Consider the following 17,475-nt stretch of genomic DNA (forward strand, 5'->3'; position numbering starts at 1 on the left):
GCGCAAGCTCGCCGCGCGCTGGCCATCACGCCGCCCGGCCAGCCTTACTGCCGCAGCAAGGCCATCATCGCGCCGAAACCGACGAACACCCCGCCCGTCACGCGGTTAAACGCCTTTGCCACGCGGTGGCTCTTGAGCGTGGCGCCGATACGCGTGCCGAAACCCGCATAGACGAGATACCAGCTCACTTCGCACACGGCGAAGGTAGCAACGAGCACGCCGAACTGCGGGAGCACCGGTCGGGTCGCGTCGATGAACTGCGGCAGGAGCGCTGCCGCGAAAAGGATCGCCTTCGGGTTGCTGCCGCCGACGAAAAAGCCGTTGCGATAGAGCGCGAGCGGCGAGCGCACGGGTCGCGCGGCCGCACGCCCGGCGACGCCGGCGGCGGCCTCGGGCACGGGCGCGCGCCACGCCTTGATGCCCAGGTACACGAGGTACGCAGCGCCGATGAAGCGCAGCGCGTTGAACATCGTCGGCCACGCCTGCAGGAACACGCCGAGCCCGGCCGCCGAAACGGCCAGCATCAGAACCAGTGCGCAAAGGCAGCCGGCCATGGTCGCGCTCGCGCGGCGCAGTCCGTACTGCGCGCCGTGCGACATGATGAGCAGCATGTTGGGACCGGGGATGGCGCAGACGACGAAGACGGTGACGAGGAACAGCCACCAGGTATGCAGATTCATTGCAGCGGCGAGATCAAAGAGGGCCGGAAAACGGCAGAAGGACGATTATGCCAGCGGACAGCGCGAGCCTGGCCACGGTCCGCAGGCCAGGGGCGATCTGGCGTCCGGGGGAGAATGCATGGCTGTAAAAAGAAAAGCCCGCAGCGAATGCGGGCCTGAACCATGCCAATGGAGACATGGAGGAGACACATTCACTATAGTTAAACAATTGACGCATCGCAATATTACCTTCGTATGTAACATCGTTAATCATTGTCAGATTAATGAGTTAGTGATTGATGCGGCCATCGAGCAGGCACACAATGAGGCGGCGCGCTCGCTGGATGGAAGGTGCGGCGCACGGGAGGCGAGACATCGCCTCGTCAGCCTGGAGCGGGTTTCAACTGGAGGGATGAAATGGGCATTCTGGACAAGGTGGGCGAAATTGCCGGTGCGGTTGCCGCAGTGGAAGGCGCCGAAAAGCTCGATCCGAACGCAGGCTTTCTGACCAAGGCAGCCGCCGCGGTTGCCGGTTTCGAGGGCGCCAAGGAAGTCGAGCAGCTAGTCGAGAAGAAGGAAGACGAAAAGCCCGCCGACGACAATTCCGCGCAGCCCGCGGATGGGTCGGATCAGCAGACGTGAGCGCATTGGGGTGCGCATGACGGGTTGACCGGGAAGCCGGGCGCGCTTCGGTTGCGTTGCGCGTAGTTTCGCGTAGTTCCATATCGTTCGATACGCGATTGGCAGTGCAGGCAGTACGGATACAGGAAAGCCGCGGCTGAATGAATCAGCCGCGGCTTTTTCATGGATTCGCCGGACGGCGCGCTAGCGGCCAGAGGCCGGCGATGCGCGATAAACGAAGCCGAGCGCGATGACCGCAACCGTGAAGCCGAGGGCAACGAGGCAAACGCCGCTCCAGTGCGCCGAGGCCCACGCCGCGCCGGCCATGAGCGCACCGGCCGCGCCGCCGATGAAAAACGTCCCCACGAAAATTGCGTTGAGCCGGCCGCGCGCGGCGGGGTTGAGCAGGTTGATTGCGCGCCGTCCGAGCGTCTGGTCGGCGATGACGCCCGCATCGAGCGCCGCCGCGCCCACCACGAGCAGGCCGAGCGCCAGCGCGGGGTGCGCGGCGGGCGGGAAGCCGCCCCAGCCCGCGCCCGCCACGCCCAGCAGCACGACCGCGCCGAGCATCGTCGTGTGTGCGGCGTACTGCACCGCGCGTCCCGCGCCATGATCGCCCAGCCGGCCCGCGAGCGGCGTGACGATCGCGCCGCTCGCGCCCGCCAGCGCAAACGCGGCCATGCCGTTCATGCCGAGCGAAAACGGCGGCTGGGAAAGCAGCAAGGCGATCGCGGTCCAAAACGCAGAGAAGGCTCCCAGTGCAAGCGCCGCAAGGAAGGCGCTGCGCCGCAGCACGCGCTCGGTGCGCAGCAATGTCCAGAGCGAATAAAGCAGATCGGCGTAGCGCGCAGTCACGCTCGGAATGCGGCGCGGCGTACGCAGAAAGAGGACCACCGCGAGCAGGGCGTCGGCCACCGCTTCGATGCTGTAGAACGCGCGCCAGCCCAGCGTTCCCGCAATCAGGCTCGCGAGCGGCCGTGACAGCAGAATGCCCAGCATCAGGCCGCTCATCACGTTGCCGACGGCCCGCCCGCGCTGGCTTGCGGGCGCCATCGAGGCGGCCATCGGCACGAGCATCTGGATGACGCTGGAGGTCGCACCCGCGAGGAACGCCGCGGCGAGAAAGAGCGCGCCCGAGCGCGCCAGCGCCGCGACGGCCAGAAAGACGGAACACGCAAGCAGCGTGCGGAAAATCAGCCGCCGGTTCTCGAGCAGATCGCACAGCGGAACGAGCAGCAGCAGACCGGCCGCGTAGCCGAGCTGCGGCAGCATGGCGACCGCACCGACGAATTCCGGGCGCAACCGCAGCGAATGGCTCACGAGTCCGGCAAGCGGCTGGGCCGCAGACAGATTGACGACGATCACGCCGACGGCGGCGGCGAAGAACACCGTCATCGGCAGCGTAAGCGTGGCGTGATTGGCGTGATTGGCGTGGCTCTCGTGGGCGGATTCGCGCGCCATCACGTGCTTACAGGTTTCAGCAGGGTGCTCCATCGATGGGCTCCGCAACGTGGCAAGTTCCGGTATCGTAGGGAGCGTTACGTTATGCGACAATTGAATTATCGCGATAATCTTTATGCGGAGTTATTGTGAACACCCGGGATCTGGAAGCCTTCGTGGCGGTGGTCGAAAGCGGCTCGCTCGTGCGGGCGTCGGAGCGGCTGTTCCTTACGCAGCCGGGCCTCACGCGCCGCGTGCAGAACCTGGAGACGACGCTCGGCATCGAGCTTCTGGACCGCCAGAGCAAGCCCCTCAAGCCCACTGCCGCGGGCAACGAGGTGTACGGCCTCGCGCGCTCGGTCCTGCGTGCGCTCGATGACCTGATGTCGGTCGCCTCGCCGCAGAGGGAGCCGGTCGGCGAACTCAAGCTCGGCGTGCCGCCGTTTCTCTCGGAACTGGCGCTGGAACAGCCCGTCGATCAACTGCGAAGCGAGTTTCCCAAACTGACGCTGCGTGTGAGGGCGGGCTGGTCGCCTGGGCTTCTCGACGAGGTCGAGCGCGCACGACTCGATGCGGCCGTGATCCTGCTGCCCGCCGCGGTGATGCCCCCGGAGGGCGTGGTCGCGACCCAGCTCGGTTACACGCCGACCCTCGTTGTCGCGGCGCGCTCGTTTGGTTTGCCCGATGAGCCCACCACGCTTGCCGCGCTTGCACACCATCCGTGGGTGCTGAACCAGGACGGCTGCGGAATGCGCTCGGCGCTCAGCCGCGCCATGGGCATGGCGGGTCTGCCGTTCAACGTCGCGGTCGAGGCCTTCGGCTCGGAACTGCAGCTTTCGCTGGTCGCACGCGGCATGGGCATCGGGCTCGCCGCGCCGCAGGCACTCGCGCGCAGCTCGCTGCGCGACCAGTTGCAGATCATCGACGCGACCGACTTTCGCTCGGGCCTGAATGTGTGGCTCGTGCACGGGGCGCTGCCGGGGCGTCTCGTGCGGCCGGTCGCGCTCATCCGCGACGCGCTGACCAACAGGCTGGAGATGGCCGAAGCGGCATGACGGCGTAGCGCCTCGCGTTCAGGCGGACATTTTCCAGTTTGCGCGCTACGGTGAGCGGCCATTTCGTCTTATATCTGGAGGCGCTAGATAGCCTAAATTTCGCCAGGCCGTTGCGGCGCCGACCACCAAAAGCAGTACCGAAGCGATCAATGCGCGCTCCATCCCATGGATAAACGACATCGCCCCTGTCTGCCGAACGAAGTAGCCGAATATCGCAACACCCATCACGCCGCCGATCTGACGGGCGGCGTTTAACAATCCCGACGCGATACCCGACTGTGCGCTACTCACGACGGTGAGTGTCGCAGCGGTAATGGTGGGAATCGTAAGGGCGATGCCACTTCCTGCGAGCAGCATCGGCACTGCAAGCAGCCAGAAAGATTGGGCTGCGATCGCTGGCCACATCGCGAGATAACCGGCTGCGGAAATCAACAATCCGACCGTCGCCAACGCACGCGCACCGAGCCGACTCGCCAGTCGCCCGGCAACGATGTTCATCATCATCAGAACACCCATCATCGGCAGGAGTGCGACTCCCGAGCGCACCGGCGTCATGTGCCAGACGGACTGAAAGAGCAGGCTCAACGTGAAGACGATGCCATAAAAAACCAGGTTCGCAATCATGCCGATAACCGTCGCGCTGCGGACGATCCGGTCCTGCCACAACGCGGCCGGCAGCATCGCGGCCGGGTTGCGCACTTCCAATCGAATGAACGCGATACTCAGCCCGATGCACAGCGCGAAGGTGCCGAGGATGATCGGATTGCGCCAGCCCAGCGCGCTGAGTTCGGTTGATGCGAAAGTGAGCGCCGCCAGCGCGAACGCGCCGGTGAGTTGCCCGGGAACATCCAGACTCCTGCCATGTTGTGCGTTCGTATGAGGCGCGAATCTCCAGGTCAACCAGATGCCTGCGGCCCCAACGGGGACATTGATCAGAAAAATGCTGCGCCAGCCGATCGCAGCGACAAGCAGCCCGCCCACAAGCGGTCCTGCGGCTAAAGCGATACCGCCGCCCGCGCCCCACCAGCCAATCGCGCGGCTGCGTGCCGTCGTGTCCTGGAACGCCAGGCGCAGAACAGCCAGCGAATTCGGCACCAGCAGCGCAGCGCCTACCCCTTGGACGAGACGCCAGGCAATCAACGCCTGCATGGATTGCGTCAAGCCGCAGCCGATCGATGACAGCGTGAATATCGCGTAGCCTGCGATAAACACATGCTTTGCACCAAGCCGGTCGCCCAGCGCGCCCGCGATAAGCAGCAACGACGCGAAGACGAGCGCATACGCGTTGACGACCCATTGCAGGTCCGTGACATCTGCGCCAAAAGCAGTCCGAAAAGCATCGAGCGCGACGTTGACGACACTGACGTCAACCAGAACGGCGACGAAGCCGAGGCATGCCGCTACTTGAACCAGCGTCGAGTGATGTTTGGATGGCGTCGACATCGACAGTCCTCCGAATTCCGAAGATCGAAGCGTAGAGGATCGCGGTCTGTGCGAATATTCAGCAAAATCGCACAGCAACCCGGAGAAAATGCACCGATGTTCGATTGGGAAAACCTTCGCTGCTTCATTGCCGTCGCACAAACCGGTAGTCTCTCGGCAGCGGCAAGACGACTTACTGTCGATCATGCGACCGTGAGTCGTCGCATTAGCGCGCTCGAAGCCGAGTTGAAGTTGCGCGTGATCGACAGGCTGCCACGCGCGTGCAGACTGACGTCGGCAGGCAGGCAGATTCTCGAATTCGCTGAGCAAATGGAGGAGCACGCGTTTGCGATTGAGCGCCTCGCGCTCGCGGAACACATGCCGATGCACGGCGTGGTGACCCTCAGCGTGCCGCCGGTGCTCGCGAACAACTTCTTCGCGAATCATCTTCATGAATTCGCTCGATTACACCCGGGCATTCGGTTGTCGATGGCCAGTCAGGCGCAGCGAGTCTCGCTTGGACGTCGCGAAGCGGATCTTGCGGTACGCCTCATTCGCCCCGAGGAACCACAAAACGTCACGCGCAAGCTTGGTGAGATGACGTTCGGGGTATATGCGAGCCACAGATATGCGCACGCGTCGACACCCGCCGATTGGGCATTCATTGGCTATGAGGCGCAATTCGCCGAAATGCCGCATCAGAAGTGGCTTCAGTCGATTGCTCAAGGTCGCCCTATCGTTTGCGAAGTGAGCGACATCACGACGCAGCAGGTGGCGGCCCGAACGGGAGTCGGCGTGGCCGGGTTGCCAGTGTTCATCGGTGACAGCGATCCTGATCTGCAACGCTTACCGTTCGATGGGGAATCGTTTTCTCGCGAAATCTGGTTGGTTGTACATGCCGATCTCAGGCATTCGCCGCCGATTCGCGCGGTGATCGATTTCGTCTCGATAGTGACCAGCAGGGTTTTTCTCCAACAGTGATTGAGGGTTCGATGGGGAAATGCTGGAACCTGTACTAACCCCCTGCTCATGGGCATCACCATCGCGACTATCGGGGTTCAGTTCAAATATTTGGTGGAAACCAAATTATTTTCCTTCATCGCAAAGCGGAGAGCGGCCGTCATGAGGTGCTTACAAACGAATGCGCACTCAAGAAATCTATAAACGCGCGTAGCTTTGGTACGACGTACTTGCTCGACGGCCAAAGAACTGTCAAGGCACGTGGTTGCGTGTCTTCAGCGCCCAGCACCCTTTGCAGTCGCCCGGATTCAAGAGAGTCGCGAACACAGAAGTCCGGAAGGCAAGCGATTCCCCTTCCTCGCGCCGCGAGGAAGGCGAGCGTCTCGATGGCGTTGCAGCTCATGGGCGATCGCAGGTTTTGCAGAATCAGGCTATTCCAGCCATCGACAGGCCACGGCTCGATCTTCCCGGTATTCGGAAACTTATAGAGCAGGCAGCTATGCTGCAACAGGTCCGATGGTTTGTCCGGAATACCTGATCGGGTCAAATATTCCGGAGATGCCACCAGATATCTCTGGAAAGAGAAAATTTGACGACTTACCAATCTGCTGTCGTCCACATTTCCAATGCGGACAACCGCATCAAAAGCTTCGTCAATCAGGTCTACCTTTCGATCGGAAAAATCAACTTCCAACTCGATATTGGGGAACTCGACCATGAATTCCTCCAGAACCGAGTGAAGCAATGTCCCGACTGATGGCAGGCTTACTCTCAGTAGTCCCCTTGGTTCCCCCTTGATGTCAGACAGTTCTTCCTCAGCCGCAGACATTTCCGAAATGATCCGCTGGCATCGCTGCAAGAACAGAGCGCCCTCGGCAGTGAGCTTCATGTTTCGCGTATTCCGCTGAAACAGCCTGGTTCCCAGGCGTTCTTCAAGGCGTGAAACACTCTTCCCGACAGCAGAGGCGGAAATGCCGAGTATTCGCCCGGCGTCAACAAAACTGCACGTTTCCGCCGATTTGACGAAGGCGACGAGTCCCGCGAAATTATCCATCAGTTCTCCGAGGCCGATGAATTCCGGACACCAACGTCCGGTATGAAAGGAGCCAGAGGCCATTTATTCCATCTTACCCGATGTATTACATTGCTACGGGATGGCAATTGCCATTTTCGAAAGCTTTATGTAATAACCTGGAGTGCAAGATGACGAATGTGTTTCCTTATGCTGGTCAAGAGTTCACCGTCAATTACGGCGGAGACCTGGTCTTCAAAAACATTTACTCGGAAGACGGAAAGCACGTCACCGCGGAGTTTCTGGCTGGCGAAATGGCGGGGGCGAAAATGACCGTGCCGTTTAGCTGGCAGGCATTGCCGGATGGCAACTTTCTGCTTTGGTGGCAGGAAGACGACAAGTCCACCATCGTGCACTGCGATAACTTCGAAGCGAAGACGACCAAGACCTTCTACACCAAACTCGACGGCAGCTTTTACGTGCTCGATGGCGTCATTTCCTGACCATTAAGGTTTTCGCCAACGTGGTTCAAAGTGCGCGCCCACGGGTCAGTGACAAGTGGGCGCGAAACAGTTACCTGGATGAGACAGAAAAATTGTTCCTTGAAGATATAGCTGATGAAGTCATTGGCCGCGCCTTTAAGGCGGCGGCTAATCTGGACGCAACTATCTGTGTCAGCGTTGTAGACAAGAATGGTCTCCTGTGTGCATTTCGCCGTATGGCTGATGTGATCCCGGGGGCCATCGATGTGGCTTTCAAAAAGGCTCACACCGCGTCCTTGTTCAGATTGGACACGGATGAAATTGGCAAGGTAATGCACCCTGATGGCATGGCGTACACTCTGCAATTCACAAATGGTGGCCTGATCGGCTTTGGCGGTGGCGTTGTTATCTATGACAACACGGCGCATGTGATCGGGGCTGTCGGCGTGTCTGGGGCGACGCCCAGCATCGACAATCAAATCGCCTTGAGCGCCGCGGGGCGTAAATGACCGCTGATCGCAATCAGACTCAATGGTCCGTCGCTTCACTGGCTATTACAGCGTTTGCAATTGGCGCGGCAGAGTTCATCGTCGTCGGTGTACTGCCCGCAATTTCGCTTGATCTCCACGTTTCGTTGGCGCGGGCAGGTAGCCTTATTGGAATCTACGCATTCGCATTGGCAATTGGAACGCCGATCACAGTCCTGCTGACTTCGCGGTACGACCGGAAGCCGCTACTCATTGGGTTAGTGCTTGTATTTCTCGCGGGGAATGTCGGTGCAGCGTTGTCGCATGACATTGAAACATTGCTTGTCGCCCGTGTTCTCACGGCGGTCGCACATGGCAGTTTTTTCGCAATCGGTGCTTCGGTCGCGGCGAGGCTGGCCAAACCTGGGCAGGCCAGTCGCGCAATCGCCATGATGTTCGCAGGTCACACGCTGGCAATGGTGGTGGGTGTGCCTCTGGGGACTTATGTGGGTAATTTGTTCGGTTGGAGATTACCGTTCCTCCTGATCGCGGCCGTCGCGTTCATCTCGGCACTTGCAATCGCAAAGTGGCTCCCTTCGGTGTCGACATCCAGGCCAACAAGTGTCGCGAGTCAGCTGATGACAATCCGGAATCCTGCAATCCTTACGATGATGGCGGTTACGATTCTTGGCTTTGGCGCGAGCTTCGCTCCATTTTCGTTTATCACCCCGATACTGGTAAATGTGGCCGGTTTCACAACTACTGGCGCAAACCTGATGCTCGTCGTTTTCGGACTGGCGACTCTATTTGGCAATTCGATTGGCGGGGCAGCGGCGGCCCGTATTGGGTGGTTTAATACGCTCAAGGGCATCTTTGCACTTTTGGCGGTATCGCTTGCGGCCATCGCGTTATTTGTCCACTCCTCCGTGCCACTCGCATGTATGTTGTTCGTTTGGGGAGGGCTCGCGTTTGGGATGTCACCGGCGTGTCAGGCAGCCATGCTCTCGACAGCGGAAGCATTTACGCCTCGCGCAATTGATTTTGCATCCAGTCTCAATATCTCGGCTTTCAATCTCGGAATCACTCTGGGCGAAACAACTGGCGGATTCATGGTCGCCAGGGAACATTTATCGCAGACGCCGCTTCTTGGCATGGTCTTGGTGATCGGTGCAACTGTTCCACTAAATTACCTGGCGAAATTGCACACTCGTTACTGAAGTTCCCCCTGGCTAGACTGAAGCGGCGCTGTACCGCGGCTTGGCGATATGAAGGCATTCCCTGCCGGTTTCGGGACGTTTTTCTACGACGGCAGGGGACGCTGCCGCCAAGGGCCTTCACGGCCAGTCGTGAGTATCCGCCGTCATTCCAGCGGTCGAGAAGGGCTATTTCGAAAACGGCTGCGCCTGCTGCACAGCGGGCGAAGACCTGGCCGCGACACTCGAATGCCTCTTCTGGCAGCAATTGAGCCGTGAAATTCCGCTGATCTCCTGAGTGCCGATCGAGACGACGGGCGTGGCCGACCCCGGGCCGATCCTCGACAGGCGGGTGAATCAGCCGCTGCTCGCGGAGCGCTATCGCCTTGCCGGAACCGTGACGATGCTCGACGCGCGCAGCGGCCGGGCACAGGTAGCGACACACGAGGAGTGCCGCCGCCAGGTCGAACAGGCATCTTTAATGGTGGTCACGAATACCGATCTCTCGACTGCCCGGCAGATCGTGGACGCCGAAGCGACGATTCGCAGGTTGTCGCCTCATGTACCCATCCTGACATCGGCCAAGGCCTCGCTACCGGCTGAAGCGGTGCTGGAACTTCTGACTGTTCCGCTGGACGGCCCGCTACGGGCGCATCGGGGGCACGGCGCTCATAACCACGATCACGGCCATCATCATAAACATGACCACGCGGCGATGGTCGACAGCGCGTTTCTTGACTTGTCCGACGTTATTGATGCCGAGCGAACCGCTCCTGCGCTGATTCAGGCGGAACATCGCTCCAGGCTAACGCTTCTGCCTTTCAAAGGCATTGTCATGACGCGCGATGGCTGTTACAGCGTCCAGCTCGACCCTTGTGGCACGGGGGTTGATTTGGCGGCGCTGCCAGCTGATGCTTCAAAAGCGCCACTACGCTTGGGATTACCATCATCACTCGAGGCTTGGCGGCAACTAAGGTCGCCGGGCAGGTGGTGGCCGGTATGGCGGTGTCCTGAAGCGAGTGTGGTCTTGGGTAAAGGTGCGAGGTTTCGGCGGAACCCGCCATGTTTACACGCAGTCTTCGAAGACCCTGGAGCGCTGTTTCAAGCGCCCGGCAACACCGCCTCGATCACTGCCGCCACGCTCAGCAATTGCGTGTCGTTACCGTCGAGTCTGCACACGCTCAAGCCCACGGGAGCCGCGCCGCGCGGCGTGCACGGCAGCGAGACCGCACAGCCGTCGAGGAAATTGACCGTCGAAGGATTGCGCAGCACCAGCGCATTGGTGGCGGCGAAATGCGCCGCGTCGGCTTCGAGCGCGGCGATGGCGGGCGGCACGATTGGCACGGTCGGCATGAGGAAGCCGTCGAAACCGTCGAGCGCCGCGCGGGCTCGCGCGATCGCGGTGGCGCGTGCCGCGATCAAATCGATATAGTCGGTGGCCAGCGCCGTTTCGCCGATGCGGATGCGCGCCAGCACGCGCGGGTCATAACGGTCCGCGTACCCGGGCAGGTGGCCGCGATGCGTCGCGTACGCTTCGATCGGCGAGAAGCCGAAGTGATTGATCGACGGCAGCGTGTCGAGTTGCGGCAGTCGTAACTGCGTAAGGTGCACGCCCGCGCGCGAAAGACGGTCGAGCGCGGCTTCCCATGCTTTGCTTACGCTCGCGTCCATGCCTTCGGTCACGTAGTTCGTGAGCACTGCGAGACGCAAACCGGCGGGCGCGGCCGCGCTCGTTGCCGCGGTTTGCGCGTCCACGGGCAAGCTCGCGAGCACGCGATCCACCATCGCGCAGCACGCCACGCTCGGAGCGATCGCGCCGATCGAATCGAGCGTTGTTGAAAGCGGGAACGCGCCGTGGGTCGGCACGCGCCGCGCGGTGGGCTTGAAGCCTGTGAGACCGCAGAACGCGGCGGGAATGCGCAGCGAGCCGCCCGTGTCGCTGCCAAGCCCCGCCGCCGCCATGCCGAATGCTACCGACGCCGCCGCTCCTGACGATGAGCCGCCCGCCACGCGTGCGTTACCGTGCTCACCATCACTCCACGGCGAACGCGGCGTGCCGTACCACGGATTCAAACCGAGCCCCGAAAACGCAAACTCGCTCATGTTGGTGCGACCGAGAAGCACCGCGCCCGCACGGCGCAGGCGCGCGACGGCTTCGGCGTCTTGCGTCGCGGGCGCGACGTTGTTGAACACGCGCGAGCCGGCGCGCGTGCGCTCGCCCGCGACATCAAAGAGATCCTTGATCGAGACCGGCACGCCCGCGAGTGGCGAGAGCCTGACGCCTGCGCGGCGCAGCGCGTCCTGAGCATCGGCTTCGCGCCGGGCGCGTTCGGCATCGACGGAAACGAAAGCGTGGCCGCCGTTGCCACCTTCAGCGGCGATGCGGTCGAGCGCGGCATCGACAAGCGCGCGGCTGGTCGTGCGGCCCGTGCCGAGGTCGGCGGCAAGTTGCGTAAGTGGCGTAGCGGGGGCGAATGACATGGCGTTTGGTGCGTGAAGTGCGTGCCATGCAGGCATTGTGCGATAGCGAAAAAGGAAACGGGCAGAAGGTTGCCGCGTCCGGGAACGAATCAAGAGATCAATCGAGTCAAGCGCGAATCCGGCGATACGTCAAGCCACAACCGGCAGCGCACGAATCGCATAGCGCGCGCGCAGGCTGCGGTTCAGCACGGGGTCGTGCAATTCGAGCTCGAACGCGTCGCCGGATTCCATCGCCGCCATCGCGCCTTGTACCGCAAGCGTGCCGCTGTACATTGCGCTGCCCGGCGGCAACGTGCCGTTTTCGGTGTAGCGTTGCCAGAGATCGGGGGGTGACAGCAGGCCGTCCACGGCGCCGCTCTGATACGTGCGCGTCTCGCCGTTCGCGGTGACGAGCGTCGCGAGCATCGTCAATTGGTCCCAGTGATGGGCTACGTCTTCGTAGCGCCACGCGTCGCGGCCGAGTGGCTTCGGGCAAACCTGCTTCGACACGGCGACGCCATACGCCTCGGCCTTGCGGTCGGTGTGATCGGAGCCGATCGTGAGCAGCGTGCCCAGCGGGCTAGCGAACAGCACGCATTCGATCTCGCCGCTGGTGTGTGTGCCGAGCACGTCGACGGTTTCGGCCTGGCTCAACTGCTCTGCGCTTACGCGGTAGAAGAGCGGCGTGCTCGATGGCGGCGCGACGCCGAGAGCCGCGAGTTCGTCTATGTGATGCTGGATCGCGTGAGCGTCGCGGCCGGCCCATCCGGCGATCACGAGTGTGTCGATGTCGAGCGTGAGCGGCGTGGCCGCGCCATCGGCCGGGAGGACGTTGAAGGAAAGCGTCGTCATGATTGGGGGAATTCGAGGAAGATGGAGCGAGCCCGGCGCGCGCGAAAGCTCATGCACGCCGGGCGAAAGTGCGGAATCAGTCTTGCAGCGGGCGCTTCGCGGTTTCGCGGGCGGCCAGCAGCGCGATGCCGGTGGCGATCAGCGCGCCCGTTACGTAGAGCGACACGGCCGTCGTGCCATGCGAGGCGCGGAACAGCGCGACGATGATGAGCGGTGCGAAGCCGCCGCCCAGGATGCCTGCGAGCGTATAGGCCAGCGAGGAACCGGCGTAGCGCACGCGCGTCGGGAACTGTTCGGTCACGAAGGCGGCTTGCGGGCCGTACATCACCGCATGAATCACGAGGCCGATCATCACGGCGATCACGATCAGCGCGGGCTGCGAGGTGTTCATCAGCATGAAGAAGCCGAATGCCCAGACGATCGCCGCGAGCACCCCGCCGAGATACACGGGACGACGACCGAAGCGGTCGGAGAGCGCGCCGAACAGCGGCACCGTCGCGGCGTTGCAGGCGGTGCCCGCGAGCACGGCGGTCAGCGCGAGCGAACGCGAGAGATCGAGCACCGTGGTCACGTAGGTGAGCGTGAACACCACGAGCAGCGCGTAGAGCACGTCCGAACCGATACGCGCACCGCCCGCCACGATCAGACGCCGCCAGTGTTGCTGGAACACTTCGAGCACCGGCACCTTGGCTGTGGCGTGCGCTTCGTTGAGCTTTTCGAACGCGGGGGTTTCGCCCACGCTGCGGCGCACCCACAAGCCGAAGCCGACCAGCAGCAGGCTCGCGAGGAACGGCACGCGCCAGCCCCACGCGAGGAAGTCTTCCGACGACACCGCGAGCGTGATCAGTGCGATAAAGCCCGTGCCCAGCAGCGTGCCGAACGACGGCCCGACCTGCGCCCAAGAGGCGTTGAGGCCGCGCTTTTTCTGGTCGCCGTGTTCGACCGCGAGCAGCACCGCGCCCGCCCACTCACCACCGAGCGCGATGCCCTGCACGAAGCGCAGTGCCACGAGCAGCATCGGGCTCAGAATGCCGGCGGTGGCATAGGTGGGCAGCACGCCCATGAGCGCGGTGGTGAGGCCCATGAGCACGAGCGTGAGCATGAGCACCGCGCGACGGCCCACGCGGTCGCCGAGATTGCCGAAGATGAAGCCGCCGAGCGGCCGCGAGACATAGCCGACCGCGTAGGTCGAAAACGCCAGCAGCGTGCCCGCGAGCGGATCGACGGACGGAAAGAACAGGTGATTGAAGACGAGTGCCGCCAGCGTGTTGTAGACGGTGAAGTCATACCATTCGAGCGACGTGCCGATCATGCTGGCGGTCGCGAGGCGGCCGCGTCCGGCGCGCAGGTGGCGCGCCGTCGGGGCTTCTTGTGCGAGAGAGTTCATCGGGTTCTCCGTGGTCATGGGGCGGGCCGCGTTGCGTGTGGCGTTAGCGTGGGGTGAATGGCGTTGGACGGCCCGGGCGCGTCAGGCCGAAAGGCGCCAGAGCATGTCGAAGCTGCGCACCGAATCCGGCGCGACGTCGCAGGCTTGCGCGAGGTGTTGCGCGGCGGCGCGCGCGGCGTCGTTCAAACTGCCTTCGACGAACACCATGGCGTCTTCCTGCGCGGTGCGCGCGGCGGTGTTGCCGGCGCCGCCGGTGGACAAGGGCGCGGACAGCGTGCCGTCGGTGCGGAACACGCGCACGGCGTGCATGCCGGCGGCGTGCGTGGCTTCATCGGCGAGATCGCGCCACGGGGCGGCGGCGAGCGCGGCCGGCGAAGCGACGAAAATCGCCACGTGCGCGCCTTCGCCTTCGCCCGCTTCGAACGCGAGTTCGCCCACGCGACGCTGCGTGTCGCTCATGCGCGCGAAGTTGCGCAGCGACCAGTCGGTTTGTTGCGTGAACGCCTGGTGGTAGGCGTCGCTGCGAAACACGTCGAGCGATTCGGTGACGTAGAGCGCGAGATAGCGGCGTGCCGCGCCATCATTGGCGAGAAAGCGGCGCGCGAAGCGAAAGCCGCGAATGCCCACGCGTTCCTGCATGTGCTCGCGGTCGTACCACGTGTTGAAGTCGGCTTCGGCTTGCGGGTCGGTGTCGGTCCAGATGCAAAGCTGGCCGGGCTGGGTGTGCGGAGTGGTGCTCATCGGGTCTTCCTGCGCAAGGCGTTGAATCGGTCAGCGCAGTGTGGCGAGAGCGGGGCGTTTCGGTCCAACAAGAAAAAAAATACGCAGTGAAAGGGTTTTCTTATCGCTTACGGTTGGCGCGCGGGGAGCGCGGTTTGGCGGGCGTTCCGGCGCGCATTTCGGTACGCGTTCCGGTTTCTGTTTCAGTGATGTGGGGTGCAGTTTGGCGCGGCGGCTGCTTCACGGCCTCGCTCGCGGATTTGCCGGCGCGCGTGGGCGAAAGCGTTGTGTCGATGCCGGCCGCGAGCGCGTCCGCCGAGGCCCCGTCCAGATCCGGCCCCAAAGCGAGCACGAACGCGCGCGCCTGCTCGGCGGCCAGTTCGGCCACGCGCGCGGCCATCGGATGACTTTGCAGCCGGTAGCTCGCCACCAGCGGCAGCGGCACGAAGCCGCTTTCCACGTCGAGCACTTCGAGCGCGCCTTCGCGCAACTCGCGCTGGATGATCGCGGGCGGCAGCACGGTCACGCCGAAGCCGTCCGCCACGAGCCGGATCATCGCCGCCACCGAACTGATGCAGTTGATGCGCACCGGCCGCTCCACCGCGCGCGCGAATTCGCGCTCCAGCGCGATATGCGGCCCCGAATGACGCGGAAAGCTGATGACGGGAAACTCGGCGAGGCATTCGAGATCGACGGCCTGCCCCGACAAGCCCAGCGACGGGCTCGCGACCCAGCGCATGGGAAATTCGCAAAGCGGTTGATCGGCGAACTCGCGGTCGTTGAGCGCGTGCGTTTGCAGGATCAGGTCCACGGCGTCGGCGCGCAGCAGTTGCGCGAGATGGATCGTGGTGTCGCTCGTCACCTCCACTTCCAGGTGCGGAAAACGCTCGCGCGCGCGCGCCATGAGCGCGGGAAACCAGCTATGCACGATCGACTCGACCACGCCGATGCGGATCAGCCCGCCGTCGCCGCTCGCGTCTTCCACCTCGCGGCGCATTTCCTCGCCCAGATTGACGATGCGCTCGGCGTACGCGAGCATCTTGCGCCCCGCGGGCGTGAGTGTGGCCGAGCGCGAATTGCGGTCGAACAGGCGCACATCGAAGCTTTCCTCGAGCGAGGCGATGCGGCTCGACACCGCGGCCTGCGTCGTATGGAGCTTTTCCGCGGTGAGGCGAAAATTTTGCAGGCGCGCCAGCCAGATAAAGGTTTCGAGAAAGCGAATGTTCATGATACGGGCAAGGGCGAAAGACACGGCGAGCCCGCATCATAACGCGTTGGTTTTTTTGTCAAATTGATCGCTGCACCGGAAAGCGACGTCGCCATCGATAGCAAAATCTTTTCAGCGCGAAATTTTTTTCTTGTTGGACCGGCTTGCCCCGGAATCGCAACACTCTCGCATCGACCAGCCCCCGGCACTTGCCGATTCGCCTGCTCGCCGCCTTCGCCGCTCGCTTTCGCGGCGGCGCGGATGAATCGGAATGCCAAATATAACGAGGAAAGCAATGAGGAAGCCGCCTTTTCGCGCCCACGCCAGCGCTGCTGCCACCACGGTTGTCGCCGCCATCGCCATGTTGTGCGGCGCGGCGCACGCGCAATCGAGCGTGACGCTCTACGGCACCATCGACACCGCGCTCGTCTACGCGAACAACGCGGGCGGCAAGCATCAGGTGGAAATGAACAGCAGCAACGTGCTCGGCAATCGCTGGGGTTTGCGCGGCTACGAAGATCTCGGCAACGGGCTGGGCGCGCTGTTCCTGCTCGAAAACGGCTATTCGTCGAGCACGGGCGGCTTCCAGCAGGGCGGCGATCTGTTCGGCCGTCAGGCGTATATGGGCCTCACGTCTAAGCAGGTGGGCACGCTCACGCTCGGCCGGCAATACGACGCCGTGGTGGATTTCGTCACGCCGCTGATCGCGGGCGCACAATGGGCAACCTACCTGGGCGGCCATCCGGGCGACCTCGACAACACCAATAACGACTATCGCTCGAACAGTTCGGTCAAGTACACCACGCCGACCTGGAACGGCCTGCGCGTGAGCGGCCTCTACAGCTTTGGCGGCGTGGCCGGGCAGTTCAGCCGCAATGCAATCTGGTCGATGGGCGCGGGCTACACCAATGGGCCGCTCACGCTCGGCGCGGCCTATGTGCACGTGGAAGATCCGAACTTCTCATACTTCGGCAATAACTCCACGTCGAGCGCGACCGCGAGCAACATGGCCTCGAGCCATGTGTATTCGGGCTACGCGTCGGCGGGTAGCGAACAGATTGTGGCGTTGGGCGGCAACTATCGCATTGGCGCGGCCACGCTCGGCGCCGTGTACACGAACACGCAGTTCCGCGATCTCGGCGCGTTCGAGAGTCTCAATACGCACCGCTATAGCGGCGCGGCGAAATTTCATAACGCTGAACTCAATTTGCGCTATCTCGTCACGCCTTCTCTATTGCTGGGCGCCGCGTACGACTATACGCACGGTTACGGCGTGAATCGCGTGAATTATCAGCAGGGCGATCTGGGCGCGACCTATATTCTTTCGAAGCGCACCCAGGTATATCTGATCGGCTTGTACCAGCACGCGTCGGGCACGGATTCGAGCGGCCAAGCAGCCGTGGCCAATATCAACGGGCTTTCGGCATCGTCCACGCCGAATCAGCTCGCCGTGCTCGCGGGCATCACGCACAAGTTCTAAACATACCGAACTAATTGATCGGCCATGCAATATTCAACACGATCAGCGAAGGGGTATT

The 17,475-nt window shown here is 62.7% G+C and carries 18 protein-coding genes and 1 pseudogene; 8 read left to right on the forward strand and 11 right to left on the reverse strand.

All coding sequences use genetic code 11. From position 1 onward, the window contains the following. Positions 1-44 precede the first annotated feature (44 nt). Positions 45-680 (reverse strand): LysE family translocator, encoded by a 636-nt coding sequence (locus C7411_RS18375; protein ID WP_110385718.1) that lies wholly within the window; start codon positions 678-680, stop codon positions 45-47. 396 nt (positions 681-1,076) lie between these two features. Between C7411_RS18375 and C7411_RS18380 the strand changes: the two genes are divergently transcribed. Next, on the forward strand, positions 1,077-1,301 hold the full coding sequence (locus C7411_RS18380) for a hypothetical protein (RefSeq protein WP_110385717.1): 225 nt from the start codon (positions 1,077-1,079) through the stop codon (positions 1,299-1,301). Positions 1,302-1,484: 183 nt separating this feature from the next. Here the strand turns inward: C7411_RS18380 and C7411_RS18385 are convergent, their stop codons facing one another. Then, complete coding sequence (locus C7411_RS18385) at positions 1,485-2,774, reverse strand: MFS transporter (protein WP_110385716.1); 1,290 nt, start codon at positions 2,772-2,774, stop codon at positions 1,485-1,487. A gap of 95 nt (positions 2,775-2,869) precedes the next feature. On the opposite strand from C7411_RS18385, the gene C7411_RS18390 reads away from it, so the two are divergent. Then, a complete protein-coding gene (locus tag C7411_RS18390; protein WP_110385715.1) occupies positions 2,870-3,775 on the forward strand; it encodes a LysR family transcriptional regulator in 906 nt (301 codons plus the stop codon). 45 nt (positions 3,776-3,820) lie between these two features. Here the strand turns inward: C7411_RS18390 and C7411_RS18395 are convergent, their stop codons facing one another. Then, a complete protein-coding gene (locus C7411_RS18395) occupies positions 3,821-5,218 on the reverse strand; it encodes an MFS transporter (protein WP_110385714.1) in 1,398 nt (465 codons plus the stop codon). Positions 5,219-5,314: 96 nt separating this feature from the next. On the opposite strand from C7411_RS18395, the gene C7411_RS18400 reads away from it, so the two are divergent. After that, positions 5,315-6,178 (forward strand): LysR family transcriptional regulator, encoded by an 864-nt coding sequence (locus tag C7411_RS18400; protein WP_110385713.1) that lies wholly within the window; start codon positions 5,315-5,317, stop codon positions 6,176-6,178. 139 nt (positions 6,179-6,317) lie between these two features. Here C7411_RS18400 and C7411_RS18405 read toward each other — a convergent pair whose 3' ends face one another. Then, positions 6,318-7,211 carry a LysR family transcriptional regulator gene (locus C7411_RS18405; RefSeq protein WP_110385793.1) on the reverse strand — a complete coding sequence of 298 codons (894 nt, stop codon included), beginning with the start codon at positions 7,209-7,211 and terminating at the stop codon, positions 6,318-6,320. A gap of 149 nt (positions 7,212-7,360) precedes the next feature. Between C7411_RS18405 and C7411_RS18410 the strand changes: the two genes are divergently transcribed. From C7411_RS18410 to C7411_RS38970, 4 genes and pseudogenes are all read left to right on the forward strand, one after another. Then, positions 7,361-7,672 carry a MoaF-related domain-containing protein gene (locus C7411_RS18410; protein ID WP_110385712.1) on the forward strand — a complete coding sequence of 104 codons (312 nt, stop codon included), beginning with the start codon at positions 7,361-7,363 and terminating at the stop codon, positions 7,670-7,672. 20 nt (positions 7,673-7,692) lie between these two features. Continuing rightward, positions 7,693-8,160, forward strand: a complete 468-nt coding sequence (locus C7411_RS18415) for a GlcG/HbpS family heme-binding protein (protein WP_207786550.1) — start codon at positions 7,693-7,695, stop codon at positions 8,158-8,160. Next, positions 8,157-9,335 carry an MFS transporter gene (locus C7411_RS18420; protein ID WP_110385710.1) on the forward strand — a complete coding sequence of 393 codons (1,179 nt, stop codon included), beginning with the start codon at positions 8,157-8,159 and terminating at the stop codon, positions 9,333-9,335. The genes C7411_RS18415 and C7411_RS18420 overlap by 4 nt, the downstream gene beginning before the upstream one ends. 274 nt (positions 9,336-9,609) lie before the next feature. Beyond that, positions 9,610-9,873 (forward strand): annotated as a pseudogene (locus tag C7411_RS38970) (GTP-binding protein); the annotation flags it as partial. Between the two features lie 81 nt (positions 9,874-9,954). Here C7411_RS38970 and C7411_RS37570 read toward each other — a convergent pair. The 7 genes from C7411_RS37570 to C7411_RS37575 form a co-directional block, all read right to left on the reverse strand. Continuing rightward, the gene (locus tag C7411_RS37570; protein WP_165822837.1) at positions 9,955-10,107 is read right to left on the reverse strand and encodes a hypothetical protein; all 153 of its coding nucleotides are present in this window, start codon (positions 10,105-10,107) and stop codon (positions 9,955-9,957) included. Between the two features lie 305 nt (positions 10,108-10,412). Next, on the reverse strand, positions 10,413-11,792 hold the full coding sequence (locus tag C7411_RS18430; protein WP_110385708.1) for an amidase: 1,380 nt from the start codon (positions 11,790-11,792) through the stop codon (positions 10,413-10,415). A gap of 129 nt (positions 11,793-11,921) precedes the next feature. After that, complete coding sequence (locus tag C7411_RS18435) at positions 11,922-12,623, reverse strand: DUF2848 domain-containing protein (RefSeq protein WP_110385707.1); 702 nt, start codon at positions 12,621-12,623, stop codon at positions 11,922-11,924. 76 nt (positions 12,624-12,699) lie between these two features. Then, positions 12,700-14,010 carry an MFS transporter gene (locus tag C7411_RS18440; RefSeq protein ID WP_110385792.1) on the reverse strand — a complete coding sequence of 437 codons (1,311 nt, stop codon included), beginning with the start codon at positions 14,008-14,010 and terminating at the stop codon, positions 12,700-12,702. Between the two features lie 81 nt (positions 14,011-14,091). Next, entirely contained in the window at positions 14,092-14,751 is a 660-nt protein-coding gene (locus C7411_RS18445; RefSeq protein ID WP_110385706.1) for a DUF4286 family protein, read from the reverse strand. 100 nt (positions 14,752-14,851) lie between these two features. Then, positions 14,852-15,958, reverse strand: coding sequence for a LysR family transcriptional regulator (locus C7411_RS18450; protein ID WP_110385705.1), 1,107 nt, complete (start codon positions 15,956-15,958; stop codon positions 14,852-14,854). Continuing rightward, the gene (locus tag C7411_RS37575) at positions 15,955-16,233 is read right to left on the reverse strand and encodes a hypothetical protein (RefSeq protein ID WP_165822840.1); all 279 of its coding nucleotides are present in this window, start codon (positions 16,231-16,233) and stop codon (positions 15,955-15,957) included. The genes C7411_RS18450 and C7411_RS37575 overlap by 4 nt, the downstream gene beginning before the upstream one ends. On the opposite strand from C7411_RS37575, the gene C7411_RS18455 reads away from it, so the two are divergent. Further along, positions 16,233-17,417, forward strand: a complete 1,185-nt coding sequence (locus C7411_RS18455; protein WP_165822841.1) for a porin — start codon at positions 16,233-16,235, stop codon at positions 17,415-17,417. The two genes, C7411_RS37575 and C7411_RS18455, sit on opposite strands and share 1 nt — an antisense overlap. The last annotated feature ends 58 nt before the right edge of the window (positions 17,418-17,475 follow it).

It is taken from the genome of Paraburkholderia silvatlantica (assembly GCF_003096715.1).
Classification (GTDB): Bacteria; Pseudomonadota; Gammaproteobacteria; order Burkholderiales; family Burkholderiaceae; genus Paraburkholderia; species Paraburkholderia silvatlantica.

Excerpts from the sequence above, each read along its gene's own strand:
- C7411_RS18380 (WP_110385717.1), top strand. The coding sequence starts at position 1,077 with ATGGGCATTCTGGACAAGGTGGGCGAAATTGCCGGTGCGGTTGCCGCA.
- C7411_RS18385 (WP_110385716.1), bottom strand. The coding sequence starts at position 2,774 with ATGGAGCACCCTGCTGAAACCTGTAAGCACGTGATGGCGCGCGAATCC.
- C7411_RS18395 (WP_110385714.1), bottom strand. The coding sequence starts at position 5,218 with ATGTCGACGCCATCCAAACATCACTCGACGCTGGTTCAAGTAGCGGCA.
- C7411_RS18455 (WP_165822841.1), top strand. The coding sequence starts at position 16,233 with ATGAGGAAGCCGCCTTTTCGCGCCCACGCCAGCGCTGCTGCCACCACG.
- C7411_RS18435 (WP_110385707.1), bottom strand. The coding sequence starts at position 12,623 with ATGACGACGCTTTCCTTCAACGTCCTCCCGGCCGATGGCGCGGCCACG.
- C7411_RS18400 (WP_110385713.1), top strand. The coding sequence starts at position 5,315 with ATGTTCGATTGGGAAAACCTTCGCTGCTTCATTGCCGTCGCACAAACC.
- C7411_RS18445 (WP_110385706.1), bottom strand. The coding sequence starts at position 14,751 with ATGAGCACCACTCCGCACACCCAGCCCGGCCAGCTTTGCATCTGGACC.
- C7411_RS18450 (WP_110385705.1), bottom strand. The coding sequence starts at position 15,958 with ATGAACATTCGCTTTCTCGAAACCTTTATCTGGCTGGCGCGCCTGCAA.
- C7411_RS18440 (WP_110385792.1), bottom strand. The coding sequence starts at position 14,010 with ATGAACTCTCTCGCACAAGAAGCCCCGACGGCGCGCCACCTGCGCGCC.
- C7411_RS18430 (WP_110385708.1), bottom strand. The coding sequence starts at position 11,792 with ATGTCATTCGCCCCCGCTACGCCACTTACGCAACTTGCCGCCGACCTC.
- C7411_RS18375 (WP_110385718.1), bottom strand. The coding sequence starts at position 680 with ATGAATCTGCATACCTGGTGGCTGTTCCTCGTCACCGTCTTCGTCGTC.
- C7411_RS18410 (WP_110385712.1), top strand. The coding sequence starts at position 7,361 with ATGACGAATGTGTTTCCTTATGCTGGTCAAGAGTTCACCGTCAATTAC.
- C7411_RS37570 (WP_165822837.1), bottom strand. The coding sequence starts at position 10,107 with ATGTTCCGCCTGAATCAGCGCAGGAGCGGTTCGCTCGGCATCAATAAC.
- C7411_RS18420 (WP_110385710.1), top strand. The coding sequence starts at position 8,157 with ATGACCGCTGATCGCAATCAGACTCAATGGTCCGTCGCTTCACTGGCT.
- C7411_RS18405 (WP_110385793.1), bottom strand. The coding sequence starts at position 7,211 with ATGGATAATTTCGCGGGACTCGTCGCCTTCGTCAAATCGGCGGAAACG.